The sequence below is a fragment of the Methylobacterium sp. J-067 genome (genome assembly GCF_022829465.1).
GTDB classification, from domain to species: domain Bacteria; phylum Pseudomonadota; class Alphaproteobacteria; order Rhizobiales; family Beijerinckiaceae; genus Methylobacterium; species Methylobacterium litchii.
In genome coordinates, this window is the sequence record NZ_JAKSXZ010000144.1 from 113,438 (window position 1) to 130,268 (window position 16,831).

Annotated in this window: 18 protein-coding genes; 11 read left to right on the forward strand and 7 right to left on the reverse strand. The window is 69.9% G+C overall.

What is annotated here, in order from left to right; translation table 11 throughout:
- Positions 1-74 precede the first annotated feature (74 nt).
- Positions 75-2,036: a murein L,D-transpeptidase gene (locus tag MKK52_RS23215; protein WP_243958336.1), complete on the forward strand. Its 1,962-nt coding sequence runs from the start codon at positions 75-77 to the stop codon at positions 2,034-2,036.
- A gap of 160 nt (positions 2,037-2,196) precedes the next feature.
- Positions 2,197-3,636, forward strand: a complete 1,440-nt coding sequence (locus tag MKK52_RS23220) for a DUF882 domain-containing protein (RefSeq protein WP_243958338.1) — start codon at positions 2,197-2,199, stop codon at positions 3,634-3,636.
- A gap of 10 nt (positions 3,637-3,646) precedes the next feature.
- Here the strand turns inward: MKK52_RS23220 and MKK52_RS23225 are convergent, their stop codons facing one another.
- Complete coding sequence (locus tag MKK52_RS23225; protein ID WP_243958340.1) at positions 3,647-4,153, reverse strand: hypothetical protein; 507 nt, start codon at positions 4,151-4,153, stop codon at positions 3,647-3,649.
- A 285-nt stretch (positions 4,154-4,438) separates the two neighbouring features.
- On the opposite strand from MKK52_RS23225, the gene MKK52_RS23230 reads away from it, so the two are divergent.
- The 3 genes from MKK52_RS23230 to MKK52_RS23240 are packed head-to-tail and all read left to right on the forward strand — an operon-like array spanning position 4,439 to position 7,217.
- Positions 4,439-4,657, forward strand: a complete 219-nt coding sequence (locus MKK52_RS23230; RefSeq protein WP_243958341.1) for a ferredoxin — start codon at positions 4,439-4,441, stop codon at positions 4,655-4,657.
- Between the two features lies 1 nt (position 4,658).
- Positions 4,659-5,939 carry an NAD(P)/FAD-dependent oxidoreductase gene (locus MKK52_RS23235; RefSeq protein WP_243958343.1) on the forward strand — a complete coding sequence of 427 codons (1,281 nt, stop codon included), beginning with the start codon at positions 4,659-4,661 and terminating at the stop codon, positions 5,937-5,939.
- Positions 5,940-5,963: 24 nt separating this feature from the next.
- Positions 5,964-7,217, forward strand: a complete 1,254-nt coding sequence (locus MKK52_RS23240; protein WP_243958345.1) for a cytochrome P450 — start codon at positions 5,964-5,966, stop codon at positions 7,215-7,217.
- A gap of 1 nt (position 7,218) precedes the next feature.
- Here the strand turns inward: MKK52_RS23240 and MKK52_RS23245 are convergent, their stop codons facing one another.
- Positions 7,219-7,749: a DUF1465 family protein gene (locus MKK52_RS23245; RefSeq protein WP_243958347.1), complete on the reverse strand. Its 531-nt coding sequence runs from the start codon at positions 7,747-7,749 to the stop codon at positions 7,219-7,221.
- 411 nt (positions 7,750-8,160) lie between these two features.
- On the opposite strand from MKK52_RS23245, the gene MKK52_RS23250 reads away from it, so the two are divergent.
- Together MKK52_RS23250 and MKK52_RS23255 are read left to right on the forward strand one after the other, a co-directional pair.
- Positions 8,161-9,489, forward strand: a complete 1,329-nt coding sequence (locus MKK52_RS23250; RefSeq protein ID WP_243958349.1) for a murein L,D-transpeptidase — start codon at positions 8,161-8,163, stop codon at positions 9,487-9,489.
- A 127-nt stretch (positions 9,490-9,616) separates the two neighbouring features.
- Entirely contained in the window at positions 9,617-11,236 is a 1,620-nt protein-coding gene (locus tag MKK52_RS23255) for a calcineurin-like phosphoesterase C-terminal domain-containing protein (protein WP_243958351.1), read from the forward strand.
- Positions 11,237-11,242: 6 nt separating this feature from the next.
- Here MKK52_RS23255 and MKK52_RS23260 read toward each other — a convergent pair whose 3' ends face one another.
- A complete protein-coding gene (locus MKK52_RS23260; protein WP_243958353.1) occupies positions 11,243-11,821 on the reverse strand; it encodes a type 1 glutamine amidotransferase domain-containing protein in 579 nt (192 codons plus the stop codon).
- A 167-nt stretch (positions 11,822-11,988) separates the two neighbouring features.
- Here MKK52_RS23260 and MKK52_RS23265 point away from each other — a divergent pair, with 167 nt between their 5' ends.
- Complete coding sequence (locus MKK52_RS23265; protein ID WP_243958355.1) at positions 11,989-12,192, forward strand: hypothetical protein; 204 nt, start codon at positions 11,989-11,991, stop codon at positions 12,190-12,192.
- 14 nt (positions 12,193-12,206) lie between these two features.
- On the opposite strand, the gene MKK52_RS23270 is transcribed toward MKK52_RS23265, so the two are convergent.
- Positions 12,207-12,602, reverse strand: coding sequence for a hypothetical protein (locus MKK52_RS23270; RefSeq protein WP_243958357.1), 396 nt, complete (start codon positions 12,600-12,602; stop codon positions 12,207-12,209).
- A gap of 362 nt (positions 12,603-12,964) precedes the next feature.
- Here MKK52_RS23270 and MKK52_RS23275 point away from each other — a divergent pair, with 362 nt between their 5' ends.
- Together MKK52_RS23275 and MKK52_RS23280 are read left to right on the forward strand one after the other, a co-directional pair.
- Complete coding sequence (locus MKK52_RS23275; RefSeq protein WP_243958359.1) at positions 12,965-13,174, forward strand: cold-shock protein; 210 nt, start codon at positions 12,965-12,967, stop codon at positions 13,172-13,174.
- Between the two features lie 151 nt (positions 13,175-13,325).
- Positions 13,326-13,553 (forward strand): AsnC family transcriptional regulator, encoded by a 228-nt coding sequence (locus tag MKK52_RS23280; RefSeq protein ID WP_243958361.1) that lies wholly within the window; start codon positions 13,326-13,328, stop codon positions 13,551-13,553.
- A 13-nt stretch (positions 13,554-13,566) separates the two neighbouring features.
- On the opposite strand, the gene MKK52_RS23285 is transcribed toward MKK52_RS23280, so the two are convergent.
- Entirely contained in the window at positions 13,567-14,382 is an 816-nt protein-coding gene (locus tag MKK52_RS23285; protein ID WP_243958363.1) for an inositol monophosphatase family protein, read from the reverse strand.
- Positions 14,383-14,766: 384 nt separating this feature from the next.
- Here MKK52_RS23285 and MKK52_RS23290 point away from each other — a divergent pair, with 384 nt between their 5' ends.
- Positions 14,767-15,237 carry a DUF6101 family protein gene (locus MKK52_RS23290; protein WP_243958365.1) on the forward strand — a complete coding sequence of 157 codons (471 nt, stop codon included), beginning with the start codon at positions 14,767-14,769 and terminating at the stop codon, positions 15,235-15,237.
- Positions 15,238-15,249: 12 nt separating this feature from the next.
- Here MKK52_RS23290 and ubiA read toward each other — a convergent pair whose 3' ends face one another.
- Positions 15,250-16,215: a 4-hydroxybenzoate octaprenyltransferase gene (ubiA, locus tag MKK52_RS23295; protein WP_409564730.1), complete on the reverse strand. Its 966-nt coding sequence runs from the start codon at positions 16,213-16,215 to the stop codon at positions 15,250-15,252.
- The gene (locus tag MKK52_RS23300; protein WP_409564728.1) at positions 16,212-16,760 is read right to left on the reverse strand and encodes a hypothetical protein; all 549 of its coding nucleotides are present in this window, start codon (positions 16,758-16,760) and stop codon (positions 16,212-16,214) included. Before MKK52_RS23300 ends, ubiA begins: the two co-directional genes overlap by 4 nt.
- Between the last annotated feature and the right edge of the window lie 71 nt (positions 16,761-16,831).

Genomic DNA, 16,831 nt, shown 5'->3' on the forward strand with positions numbered 1-16,831 from the left:
TTGCTTAAAGCTTGGCTTAAGGGGATACAGCTACCCGTTGGGTCGCGGCAGTTCGGCCGCCGGTGGAGAATCCGATGCGCGTCTCGCGCTCCAACCAGGCCGCGCTGGCTGCCCTTCTCGCCGGGCTGATGGCCGGCGGACCGGTCCGTGCCGCCTCTCCCGAGCCGAGCCCCACCTCCGTCGATGCGGCGGCCAAGCCCTCCGTGGCCGCCACCCCCGAGCCCAAGGGCGACGACGGCAAGGACGCCCCCGCCAACCCCGTCTCCGATTACAAGCCGCCGGAGCCGGCGCCGGACAGCGCCCCCGCGCCGGCCCCCACGGCCACCGCCCCCGCCGAGCCGACCGAGCCGCTTCCGGCGTCCGTCTTCGCGCGGCTGAACGATCCCGCGCCGCTCCTCACCCGCTTGGGTTCGAAGGAGCGCGCGGCGATCAAGACCTTCTACGATGCCCGCGCCGACAAGCCGGTCTGGATCGTGGACGGGGCCTGGACGCCGGCCGCCAAGGCCATCGCCGCGCGCCTCGGGGCGGCCGACGAGGACGGGCTCGATCCGCGCGCCTATCCCGTGCCGACCCTCGCCGAGAAGCCCGACGACAAGGCCGTCGCCGATGCCGACCTGCGCCTCTCGGCGGCGGCGGTGCTCTATGCGCGGGATGCGCGGGGCGGGCGGATCAACCCATCCTCGATCTCGCGGCTCATCACCCCGACCCTCGATCTGCCCGCCGCCGACGCGGTGTTGTCCAAGCTCGCCGAGGCGGGACCGCAGGCTGGCGACACGCTCGCCTCCTACAACCCCGCCACCGAGGGCTACCGCGCCCTGAAGGCGCAGCTCGCGAGCCTGCGCGGCCCGAAGGTGCCGGCGGCCAAGCCCCTGACCCTGCCGCCGGGCCCGACCCTCAAGACGGGGATGCGTGACCCGCGCGTGCCCGCCCTGCGGACGCATTTCGGCCTGGAGAGCCGGCCGGGCGAGGCCGACCTCTACGATGCCTCCGTCGCGGACGCGGTGACGCGGTTCCAGCGCGAGCGCGGCCTGCCGGGGGATGGCGCGCTGAACAAGCGCACGCTCGCGGCGCTGGCCAATCTCGGCCGCCCGACGAAGTCCGGCGACGGGGCCGAATTGCTCGTGAACATGGAGCGCTGGCGCTGGCTGCCCCCAACCCTCGGGCCGGATTACGTGCTGGTGAACATCCCGGAATTCCGCCTGCGCATCTTCCGGGACAGCAAGCTCCGTGACGAGACCCGCGTGATCGTCGGCAAGGCGGAATCGCCTACGCCGACCTTTTCGGGGATGATGGAATACGCCGTCGTCAACCCGTCCTGGTACGTGCCGCCCTCCATCCTGAAGACGATGGCGCCCAAGCTCGCGAGCTATGGCGGCAAGACCTGGGGCGGTTACGAGATCGTCCGCCGGGGCGGCCACATCTCCCTGCGGCAGCCGCCGGGCGAGAAGAATGCCCTTGGTTTCATCAAGTTCATGTTCCCGAACCAGCACGCGGTGTACCTGCACGACACGCCGAACCGCTCGCTGTTCTCCGCCTCGACGCGGGCCTTCAGCCATGGCTGCGTGCGGGTGGACGACCCGTTCCGCTTCGCCGACACGGTGCTGCCGGATTGGAGCGAGGAGCGCCTGAAGAAGCTGATCGGCAAGGGCGAGCGGACGATCCGCCTGCCGCAGAAGCTGCCGGTCCATCTCGCCTACTTCACCACCTGGGTGGACGACCTCGGCTCCCTGCGCCGGGCGCCCGACCTCTACGGCTACGACGCGCCGATGCGCGCCGCCCTCGGCTTGCCGGGGGGCGGCGGCCCTGCCATCGCGAAGCTGGCGAAGGAGCCCGCCCGCAAGGTCGCGGAGGGCAGCCCCCGCCAGGCGGCGCCGACGCGGCACGCGACCCATGCCCGCCCGCATCCCCGCCGTTACGCGGAGCCGGAGATGGACGTGTTCGATTCGCCCCGGGGCGGTCGCGCCGGTCGGCCGGAATACGGCGAGCCGGGGCTCTGGACCCCCGCACCCGCGCCGGTCTCGCGCTCCTTCTGGTAGGCGCAGGCCTTTCTCCCCAGCGACGCGTGCGCGCCCGCACGGCCGGGCACGATTTCGCCATGGTCCAGGCTTAGCCGTTCGGCCGTGATGGCCGCGCGGAGTGACTCCAGGTACGGCCACGGATCGTCCCGCCTCGGGCGGGCTCCGGGAGGAGAGTGCCGTGCCGACCAGTCGCGTCTCCACCCGATCGATCCGCCGGTGGGTCGTCGCCGCATCGGGCATCCTGGCGGCGATAGTCGCAGGCACGGTGGAGACGGAGAACGCGGTCGCCAACGGCGACACCCGCACCCTCTCGATCTATCACACCCACACGCAAGAGAGCCTGACCGTCACCTTCAAGCGGGACGGCCGCTACGACCGCGCCGCCCTCGACCAATTGAACTGGCTGTTGCGCGACTGGCGGGTCAACGAGCCCACCAAGATGGATCCGCGCCTGTTCGATACGGTGTGGGAGGCCTACCGGCAGGTCGGCTCCAGCCAGCCGATCAACATCGTCTCGGCCTATCGCTCCCCCGGCACCAACGCCATGCTCCGGCGGCGCTCGAAGGCGGTGGCCGAATACAGCCAGCACATGCTCGGCAAGGCAATGGACTTCTACCTGCCCGACGTGACGATCGACCGGATCCGCGAGGTCGGGTTTCTGATGTCGCGTGGCGGCGTGGGCTGGTATCCCCGCGCCAACACGCCGTTCATCCACATGGATGTCGGTTCGGTGCGCTCGTGGCCGCGCATGACGCACGACCAGTTGGCCCGCCTGTTCCCGGACGGGAAGACCGTCCACCTGCCCGCCGACGGCCACCCGATGGCCCGCTACGAGGAGGCGAAAGCCGAGATCCTGGCGCGTGGCGGCACGGTCGCCGGCATCACCACCCAGTTGGCCGGGGGCGAGGAGGAGGACGGGCCGAGCCTGATGAGCTTCCTCGCCGGCCTGTTCGGTGGCTCGAAGCCGGAGCCCGTCGCGCCGCCCGCGCCCGTCGTCGCCGCGCGCCGGGGCAAGGCGCCGCCGGTCGTCGCCGTCGCGAGCGCCGATCCCGAGGACACGAGCGGGGCGAAGGCGGCCATGGCCTACGCGGCGCCCGCCGCCGCGCCGCAGACCGACGCGAAAGCGATGCTGACCGCCGAACGCGCCGCCGTGCCGGACACCGAATCCGCGCTGCCCTCCGTCGTGGCGCCCCTTCCGCCGCGTCGCCCGAGCGAAGCGTCCATCATCGCCGCCGCCGCGATCACCATGCCGCTCCCGCCACCGCGCCCGGTGCAGCTTGCCGCCCTCGACGGCGGGATGGCGTTGCCGCTCCGCGCGGCGATTCCCGCGGCTCCCGCGCCGACGCCGCACGCGACCCTCGTGGGGCCGGATGCGGATTCGAAGATGCAATTGCGTTCGCTGTTCGAGGCGGTGGCGATGGGGCCGGTGGCCGCCCCGGCGGGCCGCAACGTGCCAGTGCGCGTGGCCACCGCGAAGCCTCAACCCGTCGCCCCGGCCCTGCCGGTCGACGCGCCGTCCCGCGTCACCACCCGCTTCGCGCGGGAGGTGCCCGACGGCGCCCTGCTCGGCGACCGCTTCACCGGTCCTGCGGCGGTGAAGCTCCGGACGTCGCAGTGAGGCTCGCGCCTCACTCCATCCCGTCATCCTCGACCGGCCTGTAATAGCGGATCACCCGCCCATCCGGGTATTCCACGGTGCGCCGGCGCATCACGAGGTAGCCCGAGCCCACCGCCGTGCTCAGCCGGTCGAGGCGCTGATCCTCGTAGGAGGGCGGGAAGCCGGCCTCGCTGTAGGTGCGGTAGACGTAGCGACGCGGCGGGGCCATCGCCACGATCCGGGGCGCGTGCGCATGGACCATGCGGGGCGGGGGCGCCTCGTGAGCGACGCGGACGCGGCGATTCCGCACGGCGACCCGGCGGGGCGCCTCGACCGACTGGCGTTTCACCCGCGCTTCCTTCCGCACAGGCGCCGAGACGGCGGCCGGCGTCTCCGGCTTGGCAGCCTGGGGAGCGGGCTTGGCCGCCTCCGGCTGGCGGGCCGGCGGATCGGTCCAAGTCGAGCCACCCGCCGCATGGGCGGCGAAACCGGTACAGAGAAAGGCGGCGATGAGGCTGCTGCGCACGCCGTACGGCATGGGGACCTCCCGAAAGATGCTGCCACGAAGGCGGGGCAGGATTGCCAAGGACTATACAGCAACAACACGATTCGAGATATGGCGCGCCGCAATGAGCGGCAAACTTCTACAACTCAAATCGCTATCGAACACGAAAGTGAGTTAATTCCGCTCTGTGAGGATTATTGAGCTGTTTCGGCGCACAGGCGGACGCGCAAACCGGATGTTCGGTTTTTCGATGCGACGCGAAGACCTTCGACGGAACTCCACCCCGCCGGAGCGGTTTGCGAGCCGATGCCATCCGACATGACCCGTGACGCGGCTCCCTTGCGGGTCAGCGTCGATCTCAACCTCTGCCAAGCTTACGCGCAGTGCTGCTACGCGGCACCGCGACATTTCCGCATCGATGGGCGGGAGGCGCTGTTCTACGATCCGGCGCCCTCGGCGGCCGACCGCGTTGACATCGAGCGCGCCCGCTTGGCCTGCCCGGTCCAAGCGATCCGCGTCGAAGACAGCCAAGCCTGACATGGCCGATCGTCCTCCGCCGGAGCGCATTGTCGTGGTCGGGGCCGGGCTCGCGGGCCTGCGCGGGGCCGAAGCCCTGCGCGCGTCGGGCTATCGCGGCCAGCTCACCCTCGTCGGCGACGAGCCGCACCGCCCCTACGACCGGCCGCCCCTGTCGAAGCATGTCCTTCTCGGGCATCTGCCGGCCGATGCCAGCCGCTTGCCCTCGGACCTGACGGACGACGTGACGTGGCGCCTCGGCGTCGGCGCGCGCGCCCTCGACCGGGAGGCGCGGATCGTCCACCTCACCGACGGTGACAGCCTTCCCTACGACCGCCTGCTCATCGCCACCGGCACGCGGGCGCGGCCCTGGGTGCACGAGGACGAGGCGAAGCTCGCCAATGTCTTCACCATCCGCACCCGTGACGATTCCGCCGCGCTTCGCGAGGTCCTGGCCGCGCGGCCGAAGCGCGTCGTCGTGATCGGCGCCGGCTTCATCGGCTGCGAGGTCGCCGCCGTCTGCCGCGAACTCGACCTGAAGGTCAGCCTCATCGATCCCGCAGCCACCACGCTCTCGCGGGTGCTCGGCACCACGGTGGGTGGGATGATCGGCGAGGTGCATCGCAAGGCGGGCGTCGAGATGCGCTTCGGCAGCGAGGTCGAGCATCTCGAACACAAGAACGGCCGTGTCACCGGCGTGCGGCTCGCCGACGGCAAGCATCTCAAGGCCGACGTCGTGGTCGTCGCCCTCGGGGCCGTGCGCAACATCGAATGGCTCGACGGCTCCGGCCTCTCGGCCGATCCGGGCGGGCTCGATTGCGACGAGCACGGCTTCGTCCTCGACGATCAGAGCCGCCCCGACCACGCCATCACGGCGGCGGGGGATGTCGCGCGCTTTCCCCACCCGCTCTACGGCGGGCGTCGGGTAGCGCTGGAACATTGGGGTCACGCGGTCGCGCAGGCCGAGTATGCCGGGCGGCTGCTCGCGGGGCTCGAACCCGCCGCGCCCTACGCGGCGGTGCCGAACTTCTGGTCCACCCAGGGCACCATGGTGGTGAAGTCGGCGGGCCTCACGGACGGCGCCGACGCGGTCGCCATCGTGCAGGGCGATCCGGCCGAGCGCCGCTTCGTCGCCGTCTACGGCCGGGCCGGGCGGTGCGTCGCGGCGGTCGCCGTCGACAGCGCCCGCTGGCTGCCGATCTACGCCGAAAAGGTCGCCACCGCCGCGCCCTTCCCCCCGACCGAGACGGCCACCGACCGTCCCCTGCGCGACCTCGAGATCCAGGATCCGGGCTTCGCCTGACAGACCGGCAACGGAGCCGACATTATGGCCGACGCCACTCTTCTCAACCAAGTCAAGGACTTCGCCAACCGGGCGGATCCGTACCCGATCTACGCCAAGCTGCGGCAGAACCCGGTCTCGCACCAGGACGACGGCTCGCCGGAGGGCACCTGGGTGGCCTCCACGCATGGCGCCATCGCGAGCCTGCTCGGCGATCCGAGGGTGAGTTCAGAGACTCTGCCGCCGGCCGACCGGCCGAAGACCGGCAACCCGGTAAAGGACTTCCTGATCAAGCCGATCAAGGACCGGATCACCAACCAGCACCGCCCTTTCATCTTCCGCGACCCGCCGGACCACGATTCCCTGCGGGCGGCGGTGATGCACCAGTTCACCCGCGAGCGGGTGCAGGGGATGCGCGCCCGCTCCGACCGGCTGGTCGAGGAGTTGCTGGACGCCAAGCGCGACGCGCACCGCTTCGACGCGGTGGACGACCTCGCCTATCCCCTGCCGGTGACGGTGATCTGCGAATTATTCGGCGTGCCCCGCGAGGACGAGGCGCAGTTTCATTCCTGGGCGACGCAGCTCGCCACAGCCCTGGAGCCCGACAGCCTCGCGGACGACGAGAACCGCGCGGAGAACAGCCGGACCTTCGACGCCATCGCCGATTACATGTCCGGTCTCATCAAGGACAAGCGCCGCCACCCGAAGGACGACATGCTCTCGGGGCTCGCCAACGAGGCGACGCCGGAGGGCGTGAAGATGGGCGATTACGACTTGATCGCCACCTCCGTGCTGATGCTGGTGGCCGGGCACGAGACCACGGTGAACCTCATCACCAACGGCCTCCTGACGCTGCTGCGCCACCCGGACGAGTTCGAGAAGCTAAAGGCTGATCCGTCGCGGGCGCCCCGCGTCATCGAGGAGTTGCTGCGCTACGAGCCCCCGGTGCAGTTCCGGACCCGCACGACCCTCAGCCCCATCGACATCGCCGGGGTCACGATTCCTAAAGGAGCGGACCTCGTGCTGCTGCTGGCCGCCGGCAACCGCGACGCCTCGGTCTTCCCCGATCCCGACACGTTCAACCCCGACCGGGTCGGAAGTCGCCATCTCGGCTTCGGCGGGTCGCTGCACTACTGCGTCGGCGCGCCCCTCGCGCGGTTCGAGGCCGAATCGGCGCTGACCGCCCTGACGCGCCGGCTGAAGAACCCGCGCCTCGTGGAAGACCCGCCGCCCTACCGGTCCGGTGCGGCCCTGCGCGGGCCGCAGCACCTTCCCGTCGCCATCGACGGGATGGTCTAGGTCAGCCCTCCCGCCGGCCGAACACCGCGTGGAGCAGGCCCTGCTGGGCCGCGACCGGGCTCGCCACCGGGCGCGGCGTCGGCCGGTCCTCGGTGATCAGCCCGTCGAGGTGCAGGATGCGCGAGTGCAGCCGCCGCGTGCGCAGGATCAGTTGCTGCAGGCGCATCGGCAGAAGCGCGAAGGCCTCGGCCTTCGGCGGCTCCGTGGCGCCGAGCTTCACCCGGTGCTTCTCCTCCGTCGCCTGGGCGGGGGTCATCTCGCCCTCGGCTACGGCGCGCTGGACCAGAAGCCAGGACGCGATCTGCATGAGCAGCGTCGTCAGGCGCATGCTCTCGGCGGCGTAGCTTAGGGTCGCGTCCCGCGAGACGAGGCGCGATTCGTCCCGTCCGTCGCCGTCGAGATAGCCCGCCGTCTCCTCCACGAGGGCCATCCCGTCGCGGAACAGGGCCTTGAACGCGTCCGAGTGAACGTAGCTGGCTCCGAACTCCACCCACTCCCGGTTGTCCCGAAACGTGACGTCGTACCCGTTCATCCTGCCTCCTGTGCCGCAGAGCGGCCCCGTCTGTCCCAGGCCGGACCATCGCCCAGCGGATTCTGCGGTGGCGGGGCAATCCTAGCGCCTCGGGCGCGGCGTGGCGAAGTTACCTCTCGTTAACCTTAAACCGCCAGAAGCGCCGATCGCCGAGTCCGCCTGCAAATTTGAGCGATCGCCGATCCGCGCCGCCCTCGCTGTGGACGACCTCCGGTGGTGAGAATGGGCCTTATCGACTGTGGCGCGCAGGCCGCAGGGGCGATCAAGCCGCGCCTCAGGTGCGGCGGCGCACGGCGACGCCACATTCCGGCCCCTTCGATAGGGAGTGTTAAACGCCATCACGACACGGTGCGGCCCACCACTCCGAAGGCCGCCCGGGCCAAACGACATCCGGACCAGAGCCAGCGACACATGCGCAGACAGGCACATCACCGGTACACCCCCCTCCGCTCCACGGCCGTGCTTGGCCTTGCGCTGAGCACCGCCCTCGTCGGCGTGGCGATGGCGGCCCCGGCCCGCGATCAGGCCGGCTACGCGCAGGCCGAGTGGGCGCAGGATTACGCGGCGCCGGCCGCCATGCAGGTCCAGCGTGAGACGGTGCCGATCCTCTCGCCGCAGACCGTCGCGGCCACCGAGCAGATGGCCGAGAAGTACCGCGAGATCGTCTCGCGCGGCGGCTGGCGTCCGGTGAACGGCGCCGAGCGCCTGCGCATCGGCTCGAAGGGCCCGGCCGTGGCGGCCGTGCGCCAGCGCCTGATCGTGACCGGCGACCTCGACCCGGCCTCTGCGAACACGGGCGTGTACGATTCCTACGTCGCGGCCGGCGTGAAGCGCTTCCAGGCCCGCCACGGCCTGAGCCAGACCGGCGCCATGAGCGCGGCGACCGAGCAGGCGATGAACGTGCCCGCCGAGATCCGCCTGCGCCAGCTCGAGACCAACGTGCTGCGCCTGCGCTCCTACTCGGGCGACCTCGGCCGCCGCTTCGTCATCACCAACATCCCGGCGGCCCTGGTGCAGACCGTCGAGGACGGCCGCATCGTCACCCTGCACGCGGCCGGCGTCGGCAAGATCGACCGGCAGTCGCCGATCATGAACACCAAGGCGACGCAGATCAATTTCAACCCGACCTGGACGGTCCCGGCTTCCATCGTGAAGAAGGACCTGATCCCGAAGATGCAGAAGGATCCGAACTACCTCACGGATAACCGGATCCGCATCCTGTCGAACGGCCAGGAAGTCTCGCCGAAGGCGGTGAACTGGAACTCCGACGAGGGCACCCGCTACACCTACCGGCAGGATTCGGGCGCCGACTTCAACTCGATGGGCATCGTCCGCATCAACATCCCGAACCCCTACGGCGTGTTTATGCACGACACGAACACCAAGGGCGTGTTCGGCGACGATTTCCGTTTCATCTCCTCGGGCTGCGTCCGCGTGCAGAACGTGCGCGAGTACATCACGTGGCTGCTGAAGGACACGCCCGGTTGGGGCCGCGAGCAGGTCGAGCAGGCCATCGAGAGCGGCAAGCGCGTCGATGCCACCCTCACGCAGCCGGTGCCGGTCTACTGGACCTACATCACCGCCTGGGCGACCCCGGACGGCGTCGTGCAGTTCCGCGACGATATCTACAAGCGTGACGGCGTGAACGTTCCCTCGACCATCAGCGCCCCGACCCCGGTGGCGAGCGCCGAGTCGACCATGCCGCAGACCTTCGAGCCGGGCGACGAAGACGCCAACTAAGCGCGACACGCACCGCGATCCGAAGGCCCGCGTCTCCCCAGGCGCGGGCCTTTCTCGTATGGGGCGCAGCTGTCATGCGCCGGTCGCTGAAATCTGCTGCATCGGCCGGGCCAGAATGGAGCCACCCATGCCGCCTCTGACCCGCCGCGAGACCCTCGCCGGCGCCGCCGTCCTGACGCTCGCCGCCGGACGCGCCGAAGCCGAGGCGAAGGAGGCCACCGGCATCGTGTTCGGCCTCGACGGCGCCGCCCGCGCGCCGCTGCCGAACGTCCTCGTCTCCAACGGGCAGGAGGTGGTGCGCACCGATGCCCAGGGGCGCTACCGGCTGCCGATGCCGGGCGACGGCACGGTCTTCGTGGTCAAGCCGCCGGGCTACGCCCTGCCGCGCGATGCCGACAACGTCGTCCGGCACAGCTACATCCATCAGCCGGAGGGCACGCCGCATGAGATCGGCCTGCGCTACCGGGGCGTCGCGCCGACCGGCCCGCTGCCCACCTCCATCGACTTCAGCCTGACGAAGCAGGACGAGCCGGAGGATTTCGACGTCCTGCTCTTCACCGATCCACAGCCGGAGACGCGACACGAACTCGACCACGTTCGCGATACGGCGGTCGCGCGGGCGATGGGCATCCCGGCGGCCTTCGGCCTCACGACGGGTGACGTGCTGTTCGATGACCTTTCCCTCTACGGGCGGTCGAACGCCATCGTCGGGCGCATCGGGATCCCCTGGTACAATCTCCCCGGCAATCACGACCTGAACATGCAGGCGCCCGACGCCCGCTACAGCCGCGAGACGTGGAAGCGCGTCTTCGGCGCTCCGTCCTTCGCCTTCCAGCACGGGCGGGCGCTGTTCGTGCTGCTCGACAACGTGGTCTGGCTCGGGCCGCCGGTTCCGGTCGGCGGCAACACCTACGAGGGGCGGCTCGGTGAGCGGAACCTCGCCCTCCTGCGCAACCTCCTCGCGGAGGTGCCCGCCGATACGCTGATCGTCCTCGCGACCCATATCCCGCTGCAGACGGACGCCACGCCGAGCGGGCCGCACAACAACACCGCCGACCGCGCGGCGCTGCTCGACATCCTGCGCGGACGGAAGGTGCTGGCCATCTGCGGCCACACCCACACGACCGAGCACCATTACCTCGCGGAGGGGCTGCACCACCACGTTCTGACGGCCGTCTCGGGCTCATGGTGGAGCGGGCCGGACACCCGCACGGGCATCCCCTCGGCCGACAGCCGTGACGGGACGCCGAACGGCTTCCACGTCCTCTCCGTGCGGGGAACCGACTACACCACCCGCTACGTCCCGGCGCAGGGCGAGCCGGACGGCACGATGCGCATCGCCTTCGAAAGCCAGATCCGGAGCGGCGCCCCGGAGGTCGTGCGCGCGCTCCGGCCGATGGAGGCCCTGCGCCCGCCGATCCCGCAGGACGCGCTCGCCGACAGCACTCTGGTGGTCAACGTCTTCGACGGCGGCCCGAAGACGGCGGTGACGTGGCGCGTGGGCGATGGCTCGGCCGAACCGATGGTCCGCACCCGCCGGCCGGACCCGTTCGTCACCGAACTCTTCGCGCGCTATCCCGAGGCCAAGAAATCCTGGGTCCAGGCGATCCCATCGAGCCATGTCTGGACGGCGCGTCTCCCGGCGGACCTGCCGCCGGGAGCGCACCGGATCACCGTGGAAGGGAGCGACGAGTACGGCCGCCCCTTCCGATCCGCCACGGTGCTGGAAATCACCCGTGGCGTGTGAGGCGCCTCAGGCGGCGAGCTGCCGCTGGCCGTGATTGCCCTCGCCGATCTCCTCGATGATCTTCTTGCAGAAGGCGTCGAGGTCATCGGGCTTGCGGCTGGTGACGATGCCCTGATCCGTCACGACGTCCTTGTCGTGCCAGTTGCCGCCCGCATTGATCACGTCGGTTTTGATCGACGGGAACGAGGTCAGGTCACGGCCCTTCACCGCCCCGGCCTCGATCAGCAGCCACGGGCCGTGGCAGATCGCGGCGACGACCTTGCCGCTCGTCAGGAAGCTCTTGATGATCTCAAGGGCTTTCGGCTCCAGGCGCAGCTTGTCGGGGTTGATCTGGCCACCCGGCAGGACGAGGGCATCGAAGCTGGAGGCATCGAGGCTCTCGATGTCGGCATCGACCTTCACGTCCTTGCCCCAGTCGGTCTTGTCCCAGCTGCGGATGGTGCCTTCGCTCTGGCGCGACTTCGGCGCGGCGATGGTGACCTGGGCGCCGGCCTCGGAGAGCTTGGCCTGCGGTACGGTGAGTTCGGTCTCCTCGAAACCGTCCGTGGCGATGATGAGGATCTTGGCTTGCTTGATGTCGGTCATGGGGCATCTTCCAATCGTGGAGTTGCCCGCCCAACCGCCTGACCGCTTGCCTGTTCCCTGAGCGATTGAGGCAGTTCGCCCCATTGGCGAGCAGGGTTTCCACCCGGAACAAGGCCGTGCCGGACCCGTTGGCCCCCTGAACCCGGACGCGTCAGGAGACACCGATCATGGCCAATCCAGGCATCCCCGATCCGACCCCCGGCGATCTGCCGCTGCCCCCGCCGCCGCCCGATCAAGAGCCGGATATCGGGCCGACCGGGCCGCGCACGCCCTACCCGGTCAACGACCCCGGCGTGGGTGAACCCGGCGGTCCCGGCTCCGAGCCGGACGTGTTCCCCGGCTCTCCGACCGACCCCGGCACGCGGATGTAATCCGCGTCGGGATGTCAGTGCCCGCCATGCGAGGCGCGGACGTCCCTCGGCGCTGCGAGGATTTCGGAGAGGCTCGTCGCCACGTGACGGGCCTCTTCGTCCGTCAGGCGAAGCTGGAACGGGGGGAGGGCGCCCGCCTGGAAGGCGACGACGGCCTGTCCCTCCTCGTCGGTGCCGACTTCGATGGCCGCCGAGGTCACGTCGAGCATGGCGATGTCCTCGCCCAGCGCGTCGGCGGATTCCGGGTCGTCGCCCTCGTCCGATTCGTCGATGGCCGTGAGCAACTGGCCGACCGCGCGCATCAACGCGCGGGCGGCCCGCGCATCCATCACCACCGCCGTCGCCTGATCGTCCTTCTGGAACGAGAGCTGGATGTTCGCGCCGTCCAGCGAGACCGAGATGCCTGCCATATACCGCCCGGAAGCCGTTTCGATGCGCCCGCTCCGGCCGATAGGGTCGGTGCGGAGGCGGGCCGATGTGCCAGCCGTAAGCGGCTGTTCCCTTTGTTCTATATGCACCGCCGGGCGGGGAAAACACAGGGGCCGGCGGGGTGCGGCGCTGACGTGCCTCGGTTGCGACCCCGGTGATGCCTTGTTGCCGCCGCAGGGTCAGCCTATCTAAGTGAACGGGGGGCACACCTGTCGAGACCGACGCTCACGCGAAAGGTTACGTGTCTCGCGCCCCGCCGCTCTGGAAAACACCAGACAGACCGTCGTGCCATTTGCGGCCATGATGCCGCGCGCACGATCTATGGACGAACGAGGTACACTACGTGAATACCGGCACTGTAAAGTGGTTCAACGAGACCAAGGGCTATGGATTCATCCAGCCCGATGACGGCGGCAAGGACATCTTCGTCCACATTTCCGCAGTCGAGCGCGCCGGAATGCGCAACCTGGTCGAGGGCCAACGGATTTCCTACGAGATCCTGCAGGACAAGCGCAGCGGCAAGGACGCCGCCAGCAACCTTCAGGCCGCCTGATCCAAAGCCAGACTGACGGGGCACCCTGAACGGCCCCAATCGACAGCCGTCCCGGGCGCAGAGGCGTCCGGGACAGCGCACGACCCATAATGAGAAACGACGCCGGATGCGCAGGGACGCGCCGGTCCAGATAAGAAAAGCAGACACGAGAATGCAGTTCGAGTTCACGCGGCGCCGCAGCGTCCGCTCCCCCGTCACCGATGCGCCCACCTTCAAGGTCGGCCGCCTCGCTGATGCCGGCAAGACCGGCCGGGACATGAGCCACCTGATCGACCGCTCCTACAACTACCACTCCTCGCGCGAGCTGCACTGGCATCTCGCCGACCGTCTCGGCCTCGCGCCGAACGCGGTCTCGCTGCGGGAGACGATCGCCGCCTGACGGTCGGGGCGCTTCAGGCGCCCCAGGCCGCGATCACCGGATCGCGCAAGGCGTTGGAAAGGGCGACCAGCTCGCCATGGACGGGATCGGCGCGGTTGTAGACCGCGCCCTCGCCCCGCAGGCTGCACACGGTGCCGCCGGCTTCCCGCAACACCAGATCGGCCGCCGCGAGATCCCAATCCCGCGCGTCCGACGAGATCATCCCCACATCGACGGAGCCTTCGGCCACCCGCACGAGGCGTAACGCCAGCGACGGGATCCGGTCGATTCGCACGAAATCGGGCTCCGGCCCCGCGCCCCGCGTCAGCCGGTCGAGCATCGGCTTCGGCCCGGTGATGCGGGCCGCGTGCAGGCTCTCGCGCGGGTCCACCACGATCTTCTGCTCATCGCGAAAGGCGCCCTGGCCCCGCACCGCCTCGTAGGCGACGCCGAGCGCCGGCGCGTGCACGAAGCCGATCACCGGCTCGCCCGCATGGAGCAGAGCCACGGCGATCGACCAATCGGGATGCCCCGAGAGGAAGGCGCGGGTGCCGTCGATCGGATCCACGATCCACACAAGGTCCCGCCCGATCCGGGCGTGGTCGTCCGCCGTCTCCTCCGACAGCCATGCCGCCTGGGGCACCATCTCGCTGAGGCGGATCTTCAGGAAGGTGTCGACGGCGACATCGGCCTCCGTGACCGGCGAGCCGCCGGCCTTCGACCAGACCCGCGCCGTGGTCTGCTGGCCCTTCCGGAAGAACGGCTTCGCGATCGAGGCGGCCTCGCGCATCACCGTGCGCAGTTCGGGCATCATGTCCGCCACGCTCGCGTCGGTGAAGGGCTTCGACATTCTGGTCCTGCTTCGGACGTGCCGGCGACAGCGCGGAAAGGGTCGCGCGGGCAGCGACGGGCGCCGGGTTCCGAGTTCGGGGAAAGATGCGTCCGGTCAGCTTAAGCCTCATGCCCCCGTGCCACAAGCGCGGCCGTGTCGCGGCCAATGGTGGTGGTCCCGGCACATGATGAATCGATGTTGAAGGGTCGTCGCAAGAAAACATTGAGCATTCAAGGAAGCATTGAGCATTCCATCAGTGAAGTCCCTGTCCAGAATCGCTTAACTGCAGCTCTTAAGGCGTAACAAGGGAGGGCGATGCGAATTTGCTGCGCATAACGGACGGCCTGACCGGGCCGCCACTTGCGAGAATCGCCGGAAGGCGCTGAGGCTCGGACGATGGATATGCGTGACCACAGCCACGACCCGATCCAGGCGATGCCCGCCTTCGCGGTGTCGCCCCTTCCGCTGATCGGCCGCCTCCCGGCCGCCCGTCCCGCCGTCGGCGTGGCGCTCGCCTATGCCGAGGACGATGCCGACATCAGCGGCGAGGATTGCTTCCACCTGATCCTCGTGGATGCCGAGGGCCGGACGTTGCAGCGCCTCGGCCCCTTCATGGAAGAGGACGTCGTGGCCACCTGGCGCGACCTCGCCACCCGGGCGGGCCTTGTGCGGATGATCGTCCGCGAGGACGGCGCGCTGGTGCCGGTGTCGCAGCAGGTCGGGCGTCTGATGCTCGGCAAGACCCGCTTCCGCCGCCGCCATGCCGGGCTCGGCGCCCGCCGTCCGCGCTTCCTCGTCCGCCGCAAGACCGGCCGCCTGCCGGCCCGGCCGCAGATCTTCCGCGGCGAGGCCGAGATCATCGCCCGCTCGTAAGGGGAGACGGGCCTAGGACAGGCCCCGGATCAGCGCATCGGCCGTGAGGCCCGCGAACAGAATCAGCCCCGCATCCCGGTTCGACCGGAACAGCCGCAGAGCGCCGGCCCCGTCGCGCTCCTGAAGACGCAGGACCTGCCACGCCAGATGCCCGGCGAAGGCGGCGACGCCCAGGAAGCCCACCGGCCCCGCGCCGGCCTGCCACGCGGCGAGCCCCACCAGCACCGCAGCCAGCCCGTAGCACAGCCCCACCGCGCCCTTGAGACGCCGGCCGAACAGCCGCGCCGAGGAGCGGATGCCGGCCATCTCGTCATCCTCGATGTCCTGCACCGCGTAGATCGTGTCGTAGCCGACGATCCAGGCAACGGAGGCGGCGTAGAGCAGGAGCGGCGGCGCATCGAGATGCGCGAACACGGCGACCCAGCCCATCAGCGCGCCCCAGCCGAAGGCGAAGCCGAGCACGAGCTGCGGCAGGGACATGATCCGTTTCATGAACGGATAGATCGCCACCGGCAGCAGCGAGCACAGCCCGACGAGGATCGCCGTGCCGTTGAACTGCACCAGCACCGCGAAGCCCACGAGGGCCTGCGCCAGCAGGAACAAGGCCGCGTGGCGCACCCGCACCTGCCCCGAGGGGAGGGGGCGCAGCCGCGTCCGCTCGACCTTCGCGTCGAGGTCGCGGTCGGCGATGTCGTTGTAGGTCGAGCCGGCCCCGCGCATGGCGACGGCGCCGATCAGGAACAGCAGGCAATCGACCGGATCGGGGAAGGTGCGGTCGGCGGCGATGGCCGCCAGCGCGCCCGACCACCAGCACGGGAGCAGCAGGAGCCACCAGCCGATGGGCCGGTCGATCCGGGCAAGGCGCAGGTAGGGGCGCCACGACAGGGGAGCGTGGCGATCGACCCAATGACCCGCGACCGCATCGGCGGGCCGCCCGTCTGGGAAGGCGGCCCCGTTCGCGGGAGGCAGCGTGCTCAGAGCGCGCCCTGCGGCAGCTTGAACGATCCGCTCAGGCCGGGCCCGCCGAGGAGGCCACTGCTACCGCCGCCGGCCTGTGCCTGGGCGCGGGCCTGCGCTTCCATCTTCGCCGCCTGGGCCGCGACGCCGCAGATCTGCGTGCGGATGCCGGAGACCTTGGTGTGGTCCGCCTTGAAGCCTTCGGCGAACGAATCGGGGATCGAGCACCATTCCTTGTTGGCGGCGATCCACTTCATGCCCTCGGACCCGTTGGTCACGAGGCGGCCGAACAGGCTGCACGCCTCAGCCGGGGTCATCTTCTTCTTCGAGGTCGAGGCCGCGTTGGCCCGGCTAACCAGTGCCTTGCGCTCGGCCAGGGTCTTCTGGATGCCGTTGCAATCGTTGGCGACCGTCGGCGCGGGGGCCGCCGGCTGGGTCGACATCGGCGTCGTCGGCATCGGCGACGACGGCATCGTGGTCGCCATGCTCTGGGCATTCACCTGGCCGGACACCAGGAGACCGGCCGCCAGCGACGCCGCTCCCAGCACGAAGCTCCTGTAGGTCATTCCGAGACTCCCCTCGACACGCTGCCTCGTCACACTCCACGCGTTACGAGATCGTTACCACCGCCTTCGCC